Origin of the sequence: Aliiglaciecola sp. SL4, assembly GCF_041538045.1 — a bacterium.
Lineage (GTDB): Bacteria > Pseudomonadota > Gammaproteobacteria > Enterobacterales > Alteromonadaceae > Aliiglaciecola.
The window spans coordinates 761,270-780,581 of sequence record NZ_JBGOSE010000001.1 but is presented as its reverse complement, the minus strand read 5'-3'; the positions used below and the strand labels follow the sequence as shown (position 1 = coordinate 780,581).

Annotated in this window: 16 protein-coding genes; 8 read left to right on the top strand and 8 right to left on the bottom strand. The window is 38.7% G+C overall.

What is annotated here, in order from left to right; translation table 11 throughout:
* Positions 1-49 precede the first annotated feature (49 nt).
* Positions 50-1,486, bottom strand: a complete 1,437-nt coding sequence (locus AB6T38_RS03560) for a hypothetical protein (protein ID WP_372545996.1) — start codon at positions 1,484-1,486, stop codon at positions 50-52.
* A gap of 16 nt (positions 1,487-1,502) precedes the next feature.
* Positions 1,503-2,396, bottom strand: a complete 894-nt coding sequence (gene nlpI, locus AB6T38_RS03555) for a lipoprotein NlpI (protein ID WP_372545995.1) — start codon at positions 2,394-2,396, stop codon at positions 1,503-1,505.
* Positions 2,397-2,662: 266 nt separating this feature from the next.
* Here nlpI and cdd point away from each other — a divergent pair, with 266 nt between their 5' ends.
* From cdd to AB6T38_RS03535, 4 genes are all read left to right on the top strand, one after another.
* Positions 2,663-3,064 (top strand): cytidine deaminase, encoded by a 402-nt coding sequence (gene cdd, locus AB6T38_RS03550; protein WP_372546046.1) that lies wholly within the window; start codon positions 2,663-2,665, stop codon positions 3,062-3,064.
* A 166-nt stretch (positions 3,065-3,230) separates the two neighbouring features.
* Positions 3,231-4,469 (top strand): adenylate/guanylate cyclase domain-containing protein, encoded by a 1,239-nt coding sequence (locus AB6T38_RS03545; RefSeq protein ID WP_372545994.1) that lies wholly within the window; start codon positions 3,231-3,233, stop codon positions 4,467-4,469.
* A 28-nt stretch (positions 4,470-4,497) separates the two neighbouring features.
* Positions 4,498-5,649: a cupin domain-containing protein gene (locus AB6T38_RS03540; RefSeq protein ID WP_372545993.1), complete on the top strand. Its 1,152-nt coding sequence runs from the start codon at positions 4,498-4,500 to the stop codon at positions 5,647-5,649.
* Positions 5,650-5,672: 23 nt separating this feature from the next.
* Positions 5,673-6,131 carry a GNAT family N-acetyltransferase gene (locus AB6T38_RS03535; protein ID WP_372545992.1) on the top strand — a complete coding sequence of 153 codons (459 nt, stop codon included), beginning with the start codon at positions 5,673-5,675 and terminating at the stop codon, positions 6,129-6,131.
* A 22-nt stretch (positions 6,132-6,153) separates the two neighbouring features.
* On the opposite strand, the gene AB6T38_RS03530 is transcribed toward AB6T38_RS03535, so the two are convergent.
* The 3 genes from AB6T38_RS03530 to AB6T38_RS03520 all read right to left on the bottom strand — a co-directional run bounded on the left by AB6T38_RS03530 (position 6,154) and on the right by AB6T38_RS03520 (position 10,628).
* A complete protein-coding gene (locus tag AB6T38_RS03530; protein ID WP_372545991.1) occupies positions 6,154-6,582 on the bottom strand; it encodes a DUF4826 family protein in 429 nt (142 codons plus the stop codon).
* Between the two features lie 12 nt (positions 6,583-6,594).
* On the bottom strand, positions 6,595-9,648 hold the full coding sequence (locus tag AB6T38_RS03525) for an FAD-binding and (Fe-S)-binding domain-containing protein (protein ID WP_372546045.1): 3,054 nt from the start codon (positions 9,646-9,648) through the stop codon (positions 6,595-6,597).
* Positions 9,649-9,800: 152 nt separating this feature from the next.
* A complete protein-coding gene (locus AB6T38_RS03520; protein WP_372545990.1) occupies positions 9,801-10,628 on the bottom strand; it encodes a hypothetical protein in 828 nt (275 codons plus the stop codon).
* 71 nt (positions 10,629-10,699) lie between these two features.
* Here AB6T38_RS03520 and AB6T38_RS03515 point away from each other — a divergent pair, with 71 nt between their 5' ends.
* Together AB6T38_RS03515 and AB6T38_RS03510 are read left to right on the top strand one after the other, a co-directional pair.
* Positions 10,700-11,638, top strand: a complete 939-nt coding sequence (locus AB6T38_RS03515) for a fatty acid desaturase (RefSeq protein ID WP_372545989.1) — start codon at positions 10,700-10,702, stop codon at positions 11,636-11,638.
* 203 nt (positions 11,639-11,841) lie between these two features.
* The gene (locus tag AB6T38_RS03510) at positions 11,842-12,060 is read left to right on the top strand and encodes a tellurium resistance protein TerC (protein WP_372545988.1); all 219 of its coding nucleotides are present in this window, start codon (positions 11,842-11,844) and stop codon (positions 12,058-12,060) included.
* A gap of 79 nt (positions 12,061-12,139) precedes the next feature.
* Here AB6T38_RS03510 and ppsA read toward each other — a convergent pair whose 3' ends face one another.
* Positions 12,140-14,512 (bottom strand): phosphoenolpyruvate synthase, encoded by a 2,373-nt coding sequence (ppsA, locus tag AB6T38_RS03505; protein WP_372545987.1) that lies wholly within the window; start codon positions 14,510-14,512, stop codon positions 12,140-12,142.
* A 211-nt stretch (positions 14,513-14,723) separates the two neighbouring features.
* On the opposite strand from ppsA, the gene AB6T38_RS03500 reads away from it, so the two are divergent.
* On the top strand, positions 14,724-15,536 hold the full coding sequence (locus AB6T38_RS03500) for a pyruvate, water dikinase regulatory protein (RefSeq protein ID WP_372545986.1): 813 nt from the start codon (positions 14,724-14,726) through the stop codon (positions 15,534-15,536).
* An 11-nt stretch (positions 15,537-15,547) separates the two neighbouring features.
* Positions 15,548-16,231, top strand: a complete 684-nt coding sequence (locus tag AB6T38_RS03495; protein WP_372545985.1) for a DUF2461 domain-containing protein — start codon at positions 15,548-15,550, stop codon at positions 16,229-16,231.
* A 161-nt stretch (positions 16,232-16,392) separates the two neighbouring features.
* Here AB6T38_RS03495 and AB6T38_RS03490 read toward each other — a convergent pair whose 3' ends face one another.
* Positions 16,393-17,613, bottom strand: a complete 1,221-nt coding sequence (locus tag AB6T38_RS03490) for an EAL and HDOD domain-containing protein (RefSeq protein WP_372545984.1) — start codon at positions 17,611-17,613, stop codon at positions 16,393-16,395.
* A gap of 197 nt (positions 17,614-17,810) precedes the next feature.
* Positions 17,811-19,205, bottom strand: coding sequence for a diguanylate cyclase (locus AB6T38_RS03485; RefSeq protein WP_372545983.1), 1,395 nt, complete (start codon positions 19,203-19,205; stop codon positions 17,811-17,813).
* Between the last annotated feature and the right edge of the window lie 107 nt (positions 19,206-19,312).

The window sequence follows — 19,312 nt, the reverse complement described above, 5'->3', positions numbered from 1 at the left end:
CATTTCAAAAAATGTAGACGACTTTTTGTGAGGTACTAGATAATAATCATTATGAACGATAATCATTATATTTATACCACCAATACCCAGCCTGTTTATGATCTCCTGTTGATTCGTACCATTGTGCAAAATTAACATATATAGGTATTAAGCTAAGTTTGTCATTTAACGAATCACGCCAGATTTGCAAATACAAATCGGGGATCACACCAACATCATGATGCTCCATAAAGGTAGTTTGCTTAACGGGCTTATAGGCGTTAGCAGGGGTTTGGTTACAAGTAGCCGTTTTAGTGAATTCGATTTTTTCGAATTTACGATGATATTGGGCATACTCGGTATCAACTATTTGTGGTTTGTTGTCAGCATACACCAAGTTCGGCGCTTGACCTGATGTACATAGCTTTTCAGCCATCCCTTGGTCAATTTCATACTCATCAATAAATCCCGCAAAATGGGCCAATTCATGTAAAAATACCTTATAATCATCTTCCTTATCCAGAAACATTACACCGTTATGCACATTAGCAATGCCCTTGTCGGATATAACAATTGCGTGGGTAAAATCAGTGGTACTTGCCAATTCAGATAGGGCTTGCAATGAGCAAGTTAGAGTTGTTTGTGTTTTATTGCTACAGCCTAATTCATTGGGCGCTAGCCACACAGGATGGTTGAAGCAAATAGGGAAAGAGCTAAAACGAGGATCAGATTGAAAATGCATTGCTAACTCACCTACTTGTTCTATCGCTCGCAAAGAGCCGGCTATAAATTGTATATTGAGGGCGCATTGGGGTTGCCTTAAATCATTGTTTATAGATTGCATTTGGTCTGATGCTTGCCAACGCATGCTTTCAATATCTGCAAGTAAAGCTTGGGTTTGTTTTTGCACATTAATATCTTGATTGTCAGCTTGTGTAAGCAACCATTGGATACTGTCCTCAGGACTCTGATTTAACCAAAGATGATCGGCATAAGCCCGACTTAGGCTAGGGTTGAGTTCAGCAGCCTGACCTAACCAGTTATTTTCTGCATCGGATGTGCCTAACTGCTTAAACCAATAGTACAAAGAGACAATGGCTTCTTTATGGCCAGAGGACGCCGCATTTTCTAACAACCTGACCTTTGTAGAACCAGTAGATGATAACAAAGCGAGTTGGAATTGACTTTCAGCATCGCCTAGTTTTGCGGCTAGGGACAGGTAATGCTTTTTGCTAGGTATGTCAGAACTGTTATTTGCAAGGTACGAGAGTGCGTTTAGAGAGCCTATTTCTGCACTTTTGTGGATCCAATAAAGGTGTTCATGCTCAATGGACATGCTCGATAATAAGGTTAAAGCATCACCATGTTTTTGTTCGGCGGCAATATACAGTGGACTGTATTGCTGGGCTTTTCGGCTACCTAAATCATATAAAAAGTTCGGCGAAAATACGCTATCGGCCCGTAACAATAGGGAAATCAGGGTAAATAGCAGAAAACGAAGTATCATTATTTACGCATTTGACTTAACTTTTTAAGTCTTCAGATGCCTGTTTACGTAACTTATCTATCTCCAGCCTTGCGTAACGATGTTCAACGTAATCATAAATGTTAGTGCTCAACACCATTTTAAAATAATTTAGAGCTAAGCCTCGCTCACCACGACTTTCGTAAAACTTACCCATGTAAAAATACACTTCGCACATACGCTGGTTTAGTTCAACGGTATTTTTAGGACCGATAACAAATCCATTTAATAGTCTATTGCGGCTAACCTTGCCTAAGTAAAAATCAACAATTATTGTCCCCCAATTATCATCGGAAAGGTTTTCACGGTGTTGTTTTAATTCCACCAATGCGGCTTCACCGTTCACTTCTTTATGAGCTAAATAAAGCCATAGAGCAGAAAAAGGATTTTCTTTGTCTTTATTATAAAACCGATAGAGGTCTTCCATTGCTAGTTCATTACGCTTGCCGTAATAAAGTGCGATCCCTCTATTTAATAACGCAAAATCTAACTCTGGGTTAATTTCTAAAGCAGAATCAAACGACTCATAGGCCTCGTTAAAGTCCATTTGTTGGGTAAAGTGAATGCCAATAGAATTATATGCTTCGGCCATATCTGGCTTTAATTGTTTAGCGCGACCAAAATCGTATTGTGCCAACCCAGCTAATCCCACGGTATCGTAATGGGTACCGCGTAAAAATAACAATTCGGCTTTTTCTTCATTACTCAATGATGTTTGAGTCAGTATTTGATTGTATCTAGCAATGGCTAGCTGCGATCTAAAGTTTAAAGGTTGCGGCTCTGGAATGAGAATACTTTCGACTTTTGAATGCAGCGCTGAACCCGAATTGATACTGCACCCAGTAAGGCCTGAAGAAATAAGAAATAAAGATAGCAAAAGGTGTTTATTCATATTGAATTGTAATGGCACTTGAAAGTTGGACAAATGTAACAGAAATTAAATCTATCTAGATTTAAAGGTTAAGAAAATAACGCCCAAAAGAGCAAGATAAGACTCGCCTATTTAGCCCTGAAAGTAAAGCCTAGCACTGCACAAATACGTATTATTCAGACCTAAACTAGCGCTTTTTATTATAGTAATTAACACTCTATTTTGATAAATACTTGTCAACACCTTAGGTTTTATCGCAAACTGTGTGGCCGTTTTAAAAATGTAAGATAAAAAACTTGGAAAAAGACACGCAAAAACTAATCCAGGCTGCTAGACAAGCACAATTAAACTCCTACGCCCCTTATTCAAATTTTAGAGTAGGCTCGGCAATTTTAGCGGATAACGGCAAAGTATATGCTGGATGTAATGTTGAGAATGCAGCTTACCCACTCGGGCAATGTGCCGAGGCCGGTGCAATAGCGTCCATGATTCTGGATGGTGGCCAAAAAATCGTTAAAATTTTAGTCGCCAGTCCAAATGAAAAAATCTGTCCTCCTTGCGGTGGTTGTCGCCAAAAAATCAAAGAATTTGCTGACAAAAATACCGAAATATTAATGTGTGACAACCAAGGTAATATTCAAACGGTTGATATAGCTGGCCTATTACCCTTTGCATTTGAACTCGACTAACAAGCCCAGTGATATAACAAACGAAGGGTTAGGAAACCGAGAACGCATCACAGCGAATTTAATTAATAATTACTTTCGACTAAAACTAGACTTGCTTGATATGGGAAGAATGCAATTTTGTTGCTAAGTTTAAAGATATAGGAATTAATTCGGCAAGGATTGCCAAATGATAAAAGATCTATTTCGGCAAATTGCCTTTCTTGGTATCAATGAAAACGATTTAGACAACCTTAGCCATATAAAAATAGTTAATACAATCTCGTTAATGGTTTTGACTTTTTTAGTTATACAACTGCCATTTATTGTAGGCTTTTGGCAGTATGGTGGTTTTCCAGTACTTGTATTATGCGTTCTACACATTGTTATTTTTATTCAAATACTTCGTTTCAATTGGCGCCATCATTTCGTTTCTGCCAGAGCCCTACTCATGTACGGATTCGTTTCCTACATTGGCATATCCAGTGTTATTTGGAGCATAAACTTACAGTTTCACTTTTTCTTTTTAATTGGCTTATTTGTTAGTCCTTTTCTGTATCGAGACTGGGAAAAGCGCCAATACATTCCTAATTTGGTTATTTATGTTGTGTGTTTTTGTGGAATTGAAGCATTTTGGCAATTTCCTCGTCATACATTGCAACCCAATGAAATCGAAAAGTTTTGGCTAACTATGGGAACATGTCTGATGATATCTGGCGCGGCGATCACCTCAAGCCTGTTGGTTTTCCAAAATACTCGCAGAGCACACTTGAGAATGAGTAGAGACAAAGCGCGCATATCTCATTTATTACAGAAAACCTTACCTAAACCGTTAATTAAACGTCTACTGACAAACTTTACAAACTGCCATTCAGCTATTCCGTTAGAGCAACACTCTTGCTCGGTATTATTTGCTGATATTCAAGGCTACACCCAGCTTTGCAGTAGTTCTAACACCCAACAAACAATGCAGTTACTAAATGCATTTTACTGTGAATTTGATTTAATTAGTCGTCAAAACCAACTGCAAAAAATAAAGACCAACGGTGATCAATATATGGCTGTATGCGGTATTTACGAAAAACGTCTTAATCCCGCTATACAAGCTTGTCAAGCCGCAAGAACAATGCTGCACAGCTTTAATAATCTTTGTCACCAGCTAAATCTAAATCTACAAATAAGAATTGGTATTGCTAGCGGACCTTTAACCGCTGGCTGTGTTGGGGTGGACAATATGCTTTTTGATGTGTGGGGAGAAACCGTCAACCTAGCCTCCCGCTTAGAAAGTAATGGGCAAGCAAGTAAAATTTTAGTGTGTCAAAATACGTATTTACATAGCCGAGCAGCGATTAAATTTGAGCGCGAACAGAAGCTTAATATCAAAGGACTTGGTACACTGACAGCTTATTTTATGAGTGAGATCCAATAACCTACAATAGAGGAAATTGTTAATCTAAATGTATACTTTAAACCTTCCCAGTAAACAGCGTTTTCTAGAGGATTATTGGCAGAAAAAACCGGTAGTTATCCGCCAAGCTTTTGCTAACTTCAGTGATCCTTTGGACGAACATGAACTTGCGGGTCTTGCTCAAGAAGAAGATATCGACTCACGGATCATCTCCAAGAAAAAAGGGGTTTGGGCAAATTCCCAAGGACCTTTTTCAGACTTTACGCCCCATTGCATCGGCGATTGGTCGCTATTGGTACAATCTGTTGATCACTATATTCCCGAAGCTAAAATGTTGTTAGACAGTTTCGATTTTATTCCTAATTGGCGAGTCGATGATTTGATGGTCAGTTACTCTGAAAGAAATGGTGGCGTTGGACCTCATATTGATCAATATGATGTATTTATTATTCAAGGCCGAGGTTCAAGACGCTGGCAAGTTGGCGAAAATAAACACTACAACTCTATCCAGCCAGCTAAAAACCTAAAACAAATTACCGGCTTCGATCCCATCATTGACGAAATCCTTGAGCCTGGTGATTTAATTTATATTCCACCAGGCTTTCCACATAATGGCGTTGCGTTAACACCATGTTTGAACTATTCCGTAGGCTTTAGAGCCCCGACTCAAAGAGAGTTGCTTGATGGTTTTGTTGACTATGCACAAGCCAAAAATTTGTTTAATCACCGTTATAGCGATCCTGATATCTCGTCGCGAGACTCGCGTTTTGAAATCAAATCGTCTGAGATTGAAAAAATTAGAAACATGTTTAAGGATATGATCCATTCTGTTCATTTTGATGATTTTATCGCGACTTATTTTACAGAAACCAAAGACATAGATATGTATTCGGCTGATTTAACAGAAAATTATACCCTTAATGAAATCATTAATATGCTCGACGATGGGGTGATGTTTCAGCGCAAACTCGACACCAGAATAATCCAGCAAAAAATGAGATTTAACGATAAATATCAAATAGTTACTTGGGTAAACCAACATCGTATAAACGTTGAGCCTGAACATGAAGATATGCTGTCGGCTATGCTAAATTCTACTATTTTGGATAGCGAAGAGAAAAATAATTACGCTAACGGCTTAATTTTTAATCAATTATTGGCTAGACTCGTTAATTCAGGGGGGTGGTACCCTGATATTTAACGAACTTTAAGGAGACTGCTTCAGTGACGTTAACTGTCCAAAACGTTGACTGGGAAAAAGCAAAACATACATTAAGTAGGTTAAGAGAAAAGGTTTTTGTTTACGAATGGCGCATTCCTAGAGAATGTGAATTTGATCAACAGGACATGCATGCTGTACATGTACTCGTACTTGACAATGAAAAACAAGAAATCGCAACAGGCAGACTAACCACTCGCGGAGAAATTGGTCGTGTTGCAGTTGTTCCAAAGTTTCGTGGGCCAGAAGTCTACCGCACACTGTTCGCGGCACTAGTTGATAATGCTAATCGATTAGGCTTGCAACAAGTATACGTACAGTGTGACATGGAAGGTGTAGAATACTATAAAAACCAAGGATTCAACCCAGTCGGTCCAGTTTATATGGATGCAGGAATAGCCAGACAAAAAATGGCATGTTCTACTGCAGAATTTTCACTCAACCGAGTGGAATTGACTCACTAATACAGCACCTTCATTTCTAACTTTAGGCTTTACCGCCCTTTATTTCTTTCCACAGCTCTTCTTGATTATAAAGTGCATAAAGTCCTTCAGCCCGCATAACTAACATTTCGGCAAACTGTTTCTGAGTGGCGTCAGTGTTGCTACTCTCTTCAATATCCTGTGCCTTTAACTGCCATTGGAAAGAAAATCGACGAAGTACATCTCTAGCACTTTTCTCACTTTCATAAGGCATAAAATCACAAGGTAAGTCGCCACTTATCACCCAATAATATTTGTTATCTAATGCTTTTATTTTCCAAACGGCTACATAAGGAGCTAAATATCGACATTCTTCAGTCACCACTGAATCGAAAATAACGCCATTTTCTGCCAAATGTTTATTTGCTCGTTGAAACTGTGAACGTACCCATTGAGTCATTTGCTCCTGACTCATTTTTTGAGGTTCTGTCATAACTATCCTTATCTATTTCTGTAATACTGCTAACAGTGCCTGTACTGGATGCTTAGGTTTGAAACCTTCGTATCTGTTCACTTGAGTACGGCATGAATATCCTGTTGCCAAAAGTGTTTGCTGAGGGGTTGAGTCCACCACCTGCTTCCAACTTAAGTCATAAATTCCTTTTGATTCTTGTTGATGAATTAGCTCATGACCAAAGGAGCCTGCCATGCCGCAACATCCAGTTGCGATAGGTGTCAAGTTTAAACCAAACCAAGAAAAAATTGCTTTCCAATGGTTATCATTTCCTGCAATGCTGGTTTTTTCTGTGCAATGTGAAATGAGTTTAAAATCGACATCAGGTGTACCATGAACTTGCATTTTGTCTAACAGCTCTCTTTCAAGAGTTTGACTAGCAAGCCACTCATTCACCAACTGAACATTAAAATTACCACGCTGACTACCTAGAATACGACTATATTCATCTCGATAACATAATACTAAAGAACCATCGATGCCTATCATAGGTAAGTTTAATCTTGCTATCTGATTTAAGAAATCAGCTGTGTTTTTCGCTGTTTTAGCAAATTTCCCTAAAAAGCCTTTAACATGTTGAGGTTTGCCGTTGGGCTTAAATGGCAGAATCACTGGATTAAAATTAAGTTTTTGCAATAATTGAATTAACGCTTCTACCACCTCAGCTTCGTAAAAGCTTGTGAAAGGGTCTTGCACTATCAACACTGTTGCAGCCTTTTCCCTTTCACTTAAGCCAGATAAAGTCTGCAAGTTAAAAGGCATGATTTGTTTTTGTTGAAGCCGCTTATCAAGTGACGGTTCAGACAATAACGGGGCATCTACATAACCTATATAGCGCTTTATTATATTTTTGAGCCAAGCTTGGCGTTGAAAGAAATTAACCATCGCAGGTGCTTTGGCCATCCAAGGCGCCATTGACTCAATATTGGCAGTTAATACGTCCTTAGCAGGACGCAAATAACGTTGATAATAAATTGCTAAAAATCGCGAACGGAAAGACGGTACATCTACGTTCACTGGACATTGGCTTGCACAGGCCTTACAAGCTAAACACCCTTCCATGACTTCTAGCACTTCGTGAGAGAAATCCGGTTTTTTCGATTTATATCGAGTGTTTTGCAGACGTTCAAACCAAGATGGGCGATCTTCGCCTTTTTCCAATTCAATTATATCCACCTTATTTTGACTAAGCAGACGTAACCATTCTCTGATCATCCCAGCCCGACCTTTAGGTGTATGACGACGATCACGGGTAATTTTACTCGACGGACACATAGTTGATGTGGTGTCGTAATTATAACAAAGTGCATTACCATTACAGCTCATTGCAGCCTCAAACGAATCGCGAACGGCAATGGGGATTTGTCTATCAAGATCACCACGTTTTAAATCGGAGACTTTGACCAACTGTTCTGTTGACTCAATGGGAGTGCATATTTTTCCCGGATTCATTTTATTTAGTGGATCAAAAACACTCTTAATTTTTCGCAATTCAAGAAATAATTCTTCACCGAAAAACTCTGGCCCATACTCACTGCGAAAACCTTTACCATGCTCCCCCCACATCAAACCACCATACTTGGAAACGAGGGAAACCACTTGATCGGAAACCTCTTGCATGATTTTTTGCTGATTTGGATCGCTCATATCTAAGGCTGGCCGAACATGCAAGACGCCCGCATCAACGTGACCAAACATGCCATAAAAAAGGCCTTTGCTATCTAAAAGGGCGCGAAATTCCATAATGAAATCGGCTAGATTTTCAGGAGGGACAGCGGTATCTTCAGTAAAGGCAATGGGCTTCTTCCAGCCATCCGCTTTACCTAATAAGCCAACAGACTTTTTACGCATTGCGTAAATACGATTAATATCAGCCACATCATAGGTTAGCTGATAACCAATTATGCCATCTATGCCTTGCTTTTGAGCGTTCTCTAACCTTTCACAAAGCTGCGCTATTTTGCTTTCTATTTGTGTTTTGTCTTCACTATTGTATTCAACCATATTCAAGCCGAGAACTTCTTTACCGGGAACGTCTTGAATAAGGTCTTTCACTGAATGCCAAATAATATCTTGTTTGGCCAAATTAAGGACTTTGCTATCAACAGTTTCGACAGAAGTCGCATTAGCGACAACCATATGAGGGGCATGTCGCAGGGCTGATTCAAACGAATCATATTTGATATTCACAAGGGCTTTGCATTTTGCAATTGGGGTAATATTCAGTTTTGCCTCAGAAACAAAAACCAGTGAGCCTTCTGAGCCAGTAATAACTCGACTAATATCCAGCTGGGTTAAATCATCGGATACAGTGTGCTCTAAATCGTAGCCTGTCAAAAAACGATTCATGCGCGGAAATTTAGCTAAGATTTGTTGTCGTTTATCCACACAGGTTTCAATTAGCTGTGCGGCAATATCAGTTAAACGACGATTTTGAGATTCTGCATTTTGTGCACGCTCAATGGCCATAGGAGCAGTTTCTAAAATAGTTCCATCCACCAAAACAGAGGTTAGTGCTAAAACGTGATCACTAGTTTTACCGTAAACTAGAGAGCCCTGCCCTGATGCATCAGTATTGATCATGCCGCCGATAGTGGCGCGATTACTAGTGGACAAGTCTGGAGCAAAGAAAAACCCAAGTGGGCGTAAGGCATCGTTTAATTGATCTTTCACAACGCCAGCTTGCACTCTCACCCAAGATTCTTCTGCGTTTATTTCAAGGATTGCATTCATATGACGTGATACGTCTACAATAATCCCACTTGTAAGAGACTGTCCGTTGGTACCCGTACCGCCACCCCTAGCACTAAATTTGACTTGCTCATATTGATTTGAAGTGCGACCAATTAAAGTCAGATCAGCAGTAGATTTAGGAAATATCACTGCTTGGGGTAATTTTTGATAAATCGAATTATCCGTGGCTACAGCTAAACGGCTTGCGTAACTGTATTCAATATCACCAGAGAAACCAGAAGCTGATAACGCTTCTAAATACATTTGGTAATGATTTTCTAACGCAGATTGTGGATCAATACTCGGTAACATTGTCACTGTTTTAAACGTCCAAAAAAGATAGGCATATTATAACCTGTTGCTTTGTGCTTTACCTAAATACATTCGATATAATTTATAAGTTGATTTCATCATACAAGATCAACTATCTAATTGATTTATATGAAACTAAAAATACATTGGTGTTAGGGTTGGTTCATTACATTTAGCCATAAAGGTGTAATTTTGTGATAATACTCAACGGTTTTATCGAACAATCTATTGCGCGCCGGTAAATCAATCAACTCTCTAGGTAACCAAGGATCTTTCGACAAATATTCAACAACTAAACGACCAAGGGCGAAACTGCGTACCAAAATATCTTGATCTGATTGACTTTCCATTGAATTGCATTCATTGGCAATCAACTCATTGGCATCAACATAAAATTGGTTTAATTCGTTTGTCGGCCAACTATGCTTAAACAAATTAGCAGTTTCAGGGTCAATATCGGTTAAATTGCCAATTAAAAGTTTTGGTTCTGCAATAATCGAATGAAAATGATAGACCGTCTCTTCAGCTAAGTCGCTTAAGTTATTAGGCCTTACCCAACCTAGATTTTGAAAAAACTTAAAACCAAGTAACTCTGCTTTACTATGTAACCGTCGCATAATAGTAGGCGTAAACTTATGCTGGAGTTGATTCACCAACAACCATTGCCCATTCCACTTTATGCTGCGTGGTTTTATGTCTAACCAAAATCGCGGCAGCACAAAAGGGTTCTTCCCCTTTGCCAAGGCATATTTTCCATTGTCTCGAATCAATTTTCCCTGTTTTGTCTGGCGTGACAATGCCATCCGCATAGACGCTTCACTAATCTCCAGTTTATCCGCAATCACCAATAATTGTTTTGCAGAAAGACCTGTCAATTCAGATATTTGAAACCCTTTGATAGCACTGAGCAATTCCAGCACTTTTTTATCGGCGCTGTCCGCGTCGAGTCGTTCAATAGCAATTTGATAATTCAACTTCATAACAAATTATTTGCAACTTCCCTATTTCTTGTTATACCTATACTTAGGTGATACTACTTGGATATACGACCTTGCTAAAACTTTCAGATCATATTTCTTCTGACGAATTAAAAGCCCTTTGTCAATCTTCTGATTTGGTGGGATGGTATCGTGTTTTAGTTAACTATGCATTGATTTCTGCTGCTGGCATAATTTTACTAATTTTCCCTTATTGGTACACATTTATTTGTTGTAGTTGGATTGTGGGGGGCAGGATATTAGGTATCGCCGTACTCAACCATGACGCTGGACACGGTACCTTATTTCGTAGTCACCGTCTGAATCATATTGTAGGTCGTTGGTTATTAGGTAGTTTGGTATTAGTTGATTACCATGCCTTTAAAACTGGTCATGGACTGCATCATCGTTATGCTGGTAGCAAACAAGATCCAGATAAATTATTTGTGATTGGCTACCCTGCAACACCTAGTAGTATGGTTCGAAAATTTGCCCGTGATTTCAGTGGCATTAATGGGTTTAAAGAAATTGCCTACCAAATAAGCGTTTCCAGTTGGCAAAAACGGCTACCAAACATAGTGGTTCATAGCGTTATTATCGTTAGCTTATTATTTTTCAATGCTCTGTGGATTTATAGCGTATTTTGGGCAGGCTATATTTTCATCTATCCAGCTCTTAGTAGAATTAGAATCATGGGCGAACATGGCGCGGTGACCAACATAAATGCTTTGGATCCACGCTTAAATACGCGCACCACCTTAACCAATCCATTCGTTTCCTTATTGATTTGCCCGAATAATGTTAACTACCATTTAGAACATCACATTCATCAAAAAATACCGGCGCAAAATTTAAAAAAAGCCCACGTATTATTTAAACAAAGAGGAATGTATGAGGGTTTTGATTGTATCGAAAGCAACTATTGGCAGGTGCTAAAAAAGTGTATTTCTAAGCGTCATGGTATATCAAACCTTACTCACCATGCCCCTTCTTCCGTCAACAATATGAGTTAATCAGTGATAGTTTGTCGTTGATAAACACAGAAAAAAGCTTAGTGAAAACGCACACAACACAACTTGTTACATGAAGAAACACATTTAAACTGAATTAAACGCTACACTAATTTAGTAGTCTAGGCGTGTTATCAACTTCGAAGTTGTATCTAACTAAGTCATTATTCAAATTAGTGAATGGTAACCAATAAAAAAGGAAGCATATGAAAAAGACAATACGAATTACCCTTGGCGCATTGTTATCAGCTGTAGGAATTGTGTTTGCCATCTTACCAGGCTCTATTCTATTTTTAATAAGCGGCTTAGTATTATTAAGTTATGATATCCCGTTTGCACGAAAATGTTTGCAGAAGTGCCAAAACTCATTGGCTATTAATGCTCGACGCTTAGATAGATACCTTCTCAACCGTAAATATCGTTAACAACAAACAGTAACTATCTTAAAAAAATAAAGGCAGGGTTAAACCTGCCTTTAGTGTATTTGCGTTCTTGCTATAGGAACTAAGCGTGTTTTTCGCCTAAGTACAACCAAGTTTCTACTACAGTATCAGGATTTAAAGAAACACTATCGATTCCTTGTTCCACCAACCAAGCAGCAAGATCTTCATGATCTGAAGGTCCTTGTCCGCATATACCAACGTATTTACCGCGTTTCTTAGCCGCTTTAATTGCCATACTCAACAAGACTTTAACTGCTTCATCGCGTTCATCGAATAAATGAGCAATTACCCCTGAATCACGATCTAATCCTAACGTTAACTGGGTTAAGTCATTAGAACCGATTGAGAAGCCATCAAAGATGTCCAAGAATTGATCTGCAAGTAATGCGTTTGATGGTAGTTCACACATCATAATGACTCGTAAACCATTTTCACCTTGCACTAAACCTTGCTCGGCTAGTAATTCGATCACTTTTTTACCTTCATCCACGGTGCGTACAAAGGGGATCATCACTTCTACATTGGTTAGACCCATAGTGTTACGAACACGTTTAATCGCTTCACATTCTAATGCGAAACAATCACGGAAGTCTTCAGAGATGTAGCGGCTCGCACCACGGAATCCAAGCATTGGGTTCTCTTCATCTGGTTCGTACTGGTAGCCACCTACCAAGTTGAAATACTCGTTTGATTTGAAATCTGACATGCGTACGATAACTTTCTCAGGTGAGAATGCTGCCGCAATAGTCGAAACACCTTCCACAAGTTTTTGAATATAGAACTCTACTGGTGATTCATAACCCGCCATCATTTCAGAAATTTCTTCTTTCAACTCTTCAGGTTGGTTTTCAAAGTCTAATAGCGCTTTAGGATGCACACCAATCATACGATTAATTATGAACTCTAAACGGGCTAAACCTACCCCTTTATGAGGTAATCTGGCGAAATCAAAGGCACGGTCTGGGTTACCTACGTTCATCATCACCTTTAATGGAATATCAGGCATAGAATCAATACGCGAGGTCACAACATCAAATTCTAATTCAGCATCATAAACATAGCCTGTATCACCTTCGGCACATGACACTGTGATTTTATCGCCATTTTCGATGGAGTCAGTGGCATTACCACAACCAACAACCGCTGGAATACCTAATTCACGGGCAATGATAGCAGCATGACAGGTTCTGCCACCGCGGTTAGTCACAATAGCTGACGCCTTTTTCATGATAGGTTCCCAATCGGGATCCGTCATATCCGTCACCAGTACATCACCTGGCTGAATTTTACCCATTTCATCAATTGAGCTTAATACTTTGGCTTCGCCTGCACCGATTTTATGGCCGATAGCACGACCTTCAGTGACAACTTTTGCTTTGCCTTTCAATTGGAAGTTTTCAATAACCTGAATATCTTCACGAGAACGCACTGTTTCAGGGCGAGCTTGTACAATGTAAAGTTTACCGTCAGTGCCGTCTTTAGCCCATTCGATATCCATCGGACGTTTATAATGTTTTTCAATGATTTGAGCTTGCTTAGCTAATTCCATGATCTCTTGGTCATTAATTGAAAACTCTAAACTTTGAGATTTGTCGACATCCACAATTTCAACTTGTTTACCATGGGACAAATCTGGTGAGTAAATCATTTTAATTAACTTACTGCCCATGTTGCGACGAACAATAGCAGGTAGGCCTTTGTCTAAGGTTGGTTTGTGCACATAAAATTCATCAGGGTTTACCGCCCCTTGCACAACCATTTCACCCAAGCCGTAAGATGAGGTAATAAATACTACGTCTTCGAAGCCAGACTCAGTATCGATGGTGAACATAACGCCAGAAGAGCTTACGTCACTTCTAACCATACGCTGGATACCAGCAGATAAAGCAACACCCTTGTGGTCATAACCTTGGTGAACACGATAAGAAATAGCACGGTCATTAAACAGCGAAGCAAAAACATGCTTAATCGCTACAAGAACTGACTCGTATCCTTTCACATTTAGAAAAGTTTCTTGCTGACCTGCAAAAGAAGCATCTGGCATATCTTCAGCCGTTGCAGATGAACGCACTGCAAACGAAGCCTCTTCACCAGCATCCCCTTGTAACTTTTCAAATGCGGTTTTAATTTCGCTTTCAAGTTTCGGTAAAAATGGGGTTTCAATTACCCAATTACGAATATTTTCACCGGCTTTGGCTAGCGCGTCCACATCGTCAACATCTAAACTATTTAGCACTTCATGGATACGCTCTTCGAGTCCACTTTGTTCTAAAAATTCGTTAAATGCATATGCGGTTGTAGCAAAGCCCCCCGGAACTTGAACACCTGCATTAGACAGGTTTGAAATCATTTCACCCAATGATGCATTTTTACCGCCTACGCGATTTACATCATTCATTCCCAACTGCTCATACCAAAGTACATATTCTTGCACTGCTAACACCTCAAAGTTTTTTGTCCTGGGCTCGAATGCTAAGGCGCAAACGAAATAAGTTTTGTTGCAAAATAGTGTTCAGATTGGTGCGTACGAATTTATTTTGTTCACCTTCTGGCTTTTTGCGTCAGGGATTTTAGAATGGTGTTAAGATGAAAGTAAAATTTAATTTCTTTCTGTAATAAAATTACAACATTGTTAAGGAATTGTAGTGAGATCAGCTTTTTACATATCTGATGGCACAGCCATTACCGCAGAAGTGTTTGGCCATGCTTTGCTATCGCTTTTCACGGTAGAATTTAAACATTACACCGAACCATTCGTAGAAACTGAACAACAAGCTAAAAAAGTACTAAATAAGATTTCAGAGGAATTTAAGGAAACAGGCTTACGCCCATTGGTGTTTTACACCATCGTAAATACTGATATTCGAAAAATGATATCAAAGTCTGTGGGGATTAATTATAACTTCCTCGACCAATTTGTCGCTCCCCTAGAAAAAGCGCTTGGTGTTCCCTCCATGCCGGAAAAACATAGAACCCATAGTATTCATGAAAAAACCTATGACAATAGAATTGATGCGGTAAATTATGCTTTAGCAAACGATGATGGTTCGAATGTTAAAGACTACAACGAGGCTGATATTATTCTTTGTGGTGTGTCCCGATCGGGCAAAACCCCAACCAGTTTATACTTGGCATTACAGTTTGGTATTAAAGCAGCCAATTACCCTTTCACCGAAGAAGATATGGGCGATATTTTAAAACTTCCCCCAGCACTGAGGCGCTTCAAAGATAAGTTGTTTGGTTTAACCATCGCACCCGAAAGATTGCATTCCATCCGCTCAGAAAGGCGTGCAAATAGCCGTTATGCATCAATGAAGCAGTGTCGAATGGAATTACGAGAAGTAGAAAACCTTTATCGCAAAGAAAAAATACCATTTTTGAACAGCACTAAGTTTTCCATAGAAGAAATGTCAGCTAAAATTTTGGCGGAAACCGGTATACAAAGACGTAAATATTAGGAAGTTATCGTATGTTTACTCATTTTGATCCAAGCTTGATGACTTTTCTGAGGCAACTGACTAGTAATAATGATAAAAATTGGTTTGCCGATCATAAACAGGAATATGAAGACAAAGTTCGTAGCCCTACCCTTAAATTTATTGACGGTATGGATAGCTGGATCAAGATGATTTCGCCCCATTACGAAGCCATTCCCAAAAAGATAGGTGGTTCAATGATGCGGCCCTATCGAGATGTTCGTTTTAGCAAAGATAAATCTCCCTATAAAACGAATGTAGGGATTCAATTTCGTCATGAAATAGGCAAAAATGTCCATGCACCGGGATTCTATTTACACATCGAGCCGGACAATGTATTTCTAGGTGTGGGGACTTGGCGACCAGAACCTGAAGCCTTAAAGTCCATACGCGAATACATTGCTTTAAAACCAGACAGTTACGAAGACGCAATTCAACACGCACCGTTTAACGAAATATATGAAATGTCGGGGGAAAAGTTAAAACGTCCGCCTAAAGGATTCAGTGCAGATCATGCACTTATTGAAGAGATAAAACGCAAAGATTTTATTGCCATATGTCGACTTCCTGAAGCCTTCTTGTTTGGAGGTGATTTATGTGAAGAAGTTGCTAGGCGCTATGGCAGAGCTCAACCTCTTCAGAAGTTTTTATGTGATGCATTGGCCCTAAGGTTTTAAGCTAAGCTTTTAGCTTTAAAAACCGCTATCTAAGACCAATCCTGAGCAGAACTTATTATGAGTTAGAGACATCCCAACGGCTAATTTTACTATATTTTAACTTCAAGACATGTTGCGAAAAACGAATAATAATGACCTTAAGCCCATTCAAGTAAACAGGCTTAATCAATATAATTCATGACTTCGTCTGTCCATTTTAATGCATCAGAGTAGCACTTTTTAAACAGTTCAAGTTCTTGTTTAGATAGGCGTTCAAATACTTCGTCGTCCAAACGTTCAATACCAATGGTGTTTTGCAGTAATTTACCCAAGTCATTGTCATGAAAAAGCAAGGCTGATTTAATCGAATCACTAAGGGTTAAGCTATCTAGTAGATCTTTGATTTCAACTTGAAATACTGCATCAATTCCAGACAGTAAACCAACCAAAAAACTTTCAGAAGAATCCGTTTTTACCCCACCCGTTAATGGATTATCAGAAAATAAAGATAAGGTTTTAGCTCTTACTAATAAGGTTCTAAATAGTTCGCTCGGTTGAGATGACTTTGATGCTAAGGTTAAGATCATTGCCCACTGTTTTACTACTTGTAAGCCAAGCCTTACCACAGCATCTTTAACCGAGGTTACTTCTCTAACCAATTGATAAATAGGACAATTAATCAAAGCTAAAATTTTAACAGTGAGTACAGGATCGCGAGAAATCAATTCAGCTACTTCATTGGCTTCAATATCATTTCGACTCAATTGAGAAACCAACTGCAACGCAGAATTTTTATTAGCATCAATTTTTTGACCGCTAATTAACGATGGTTTTTCCAAAAAATAACCTTGGAATAAATCGAAACCTAATTCCATGCATTCATCGAAGCTTGCTTGGTCTTCAACTTTTTCTGCCAGTAATTGAAAACCAATTTTTTTTAATTTCGGAAAAACCGCTTTTAATTTATTGAAATTAATATCAAGGATATCAATTTTTAATATCTTAATATGTTTGAAAAAAGGAAATTTAGAGGGTTCGAGAATGTAGTCATCTAAAGCGAATTCATACCCAAGACGCCTTAATTCAGCGATTCTTTCTAACACTTTCTCACTAGGTTCAACGGTTTCTAATATTTCAAAAATAAGATTATGAGGGGGTAGAGGGAAAAAATAATCTGAGTCTAAAAATTCCATATCAACGTTAACTAACATAGGAAGATCTAGGTTTACATTACTGTTAAAAACTGAGGTACACACGTTAACCAAAAGATCTCGAGTAGCGATAAGATTTTTGTCATCGCTATCAGAGTTGAATATATCTCCTCGATAAAGAATCTCACTGGCGACCATTTTACAATTTCGATCAAAAATAGGTTGTCTAGCAAATAAGATAGTCTCTTCCACAGGCTTCCTAAAAATACAACAAGTGTATAATTTAATAGTAGTCTTTTAACTATGAATTATAAACAGATGTTTAACATTTTTATATTCCACTTTAAGCTAATACGCGCATTCAGGGTTCACACTCACCGGTAAATATTCTTGGCGTAAAAATTTTACGTTTTAAAGGTGATGGCAGCGGGCGCAAAATATGTCACGCTTCATCTATGCTCAAAGGTGATTTTAACTTGATTCTTGCCCTCTCCTTTTGATTGATAAAGTGTGACGTCGGCATCTTTTAACCCTTTTTCTAAATCGAGTTCTTCTGAGGGCAAAGATACTTGCATTCCCATACTCACAGTTACCGATATCTGGGTGGTAGCGTTAATATCTATCTTAAGGTTACGAATTCCGTCCAAAAGGCGATCCGCCAAACTAGCTGCATCATCAGCTTCTTTAATTGCAGCGACAAAGGCAAACTCTTCTCCTCCGTATCGACAAAAAGCGTCATCTACTCGAAAGAAACCATTTAAGAACTTAGCGGTATCAACTAGGACAATATCACCAGCATCATGACCATAGGTATCATTAAATACCTTAAAATCATCAATATCTAATAAACCAAAAGCAACCAATGCCCCTCGCCTATTACACGACTTAATTAATCGGTGTGCATGATCAATAAAAAAACGTCGATTAGGGATATTGGTCAAAGGATCGTAGTACGCTATTTTTTCCAGTTTAGCATTGGCTAATTGAAGCTCTTTGGTTCTTTCATCAATTAAGTTTTCTAGTTCCGTCTTTAACTTTTTGAATTCATCGTTTTTGTTTTTTAATTGCTCGAGATAAAATTTACGTTCTGAAATGTCGCGCTCTATGGCAGCAAAATGCGTCACTTCATCATATTTATTTTTAAGGGGAATGATGTTCATATCAACCCAATAAGGTCTACCATTGGCATCATAGTTTAACAAGGTTTCACTGACCTCTTGGCAATTCTCCAGCGCACGATGAATACGATTAGTAGTTTGTTTATCTGTTAAAGGGCCTTGTAAAATTCTTGGCGTTTCACCAATTACACTGTCTTTACTGTAACCGGTCATTTTCTCGAAGGCTTTATTGACGTAAATAATTTTCGGACTGAGTGGGTAGTTAACATCTGTCGCGTCTGTGACGATGACCATGTCCTGAGTGTTTTCAACAATGGCTTTAAAGGAAAACAATTGTTTAGAATCTGAAATGTCAGTAAAGGTCACCACAATGAAGGCTTCTGGGCTACTAGGTTCCCCTTCAAAATAGGCGTTAATAAAAAACCAACTAATAGTATCCACAGAGCTGTCTAACACACCAATCACCTCGTTTTTGAGGCGTTCACGGGTTCGTTTTACTTTATTAACTGGATAATCTTCAATCAGCAGTTTTTTGCCTGACTCATCTAAAAATCGCCACTGAGGATCGATGGAACATTTACCGATTATTTGTTTATAGCTCAATCTTAATAAACGTAATGACGTCGGGTTTGCGTATATAATGGAGGTATCCCAGCGATGGATAACGACGCCAATGTGGGCGTTTTCGAGAAGCTTTTTGGTATTTAGCTCAATAAAGTCAGTCATCAAGATCATCTACAAAATGAATACGTATTAAGTATAGATCAAAAACCCGCTCCGTCTAATTACTTGGAAACATAAACCAATGGTAATATTTTTACCTAAATATTTGA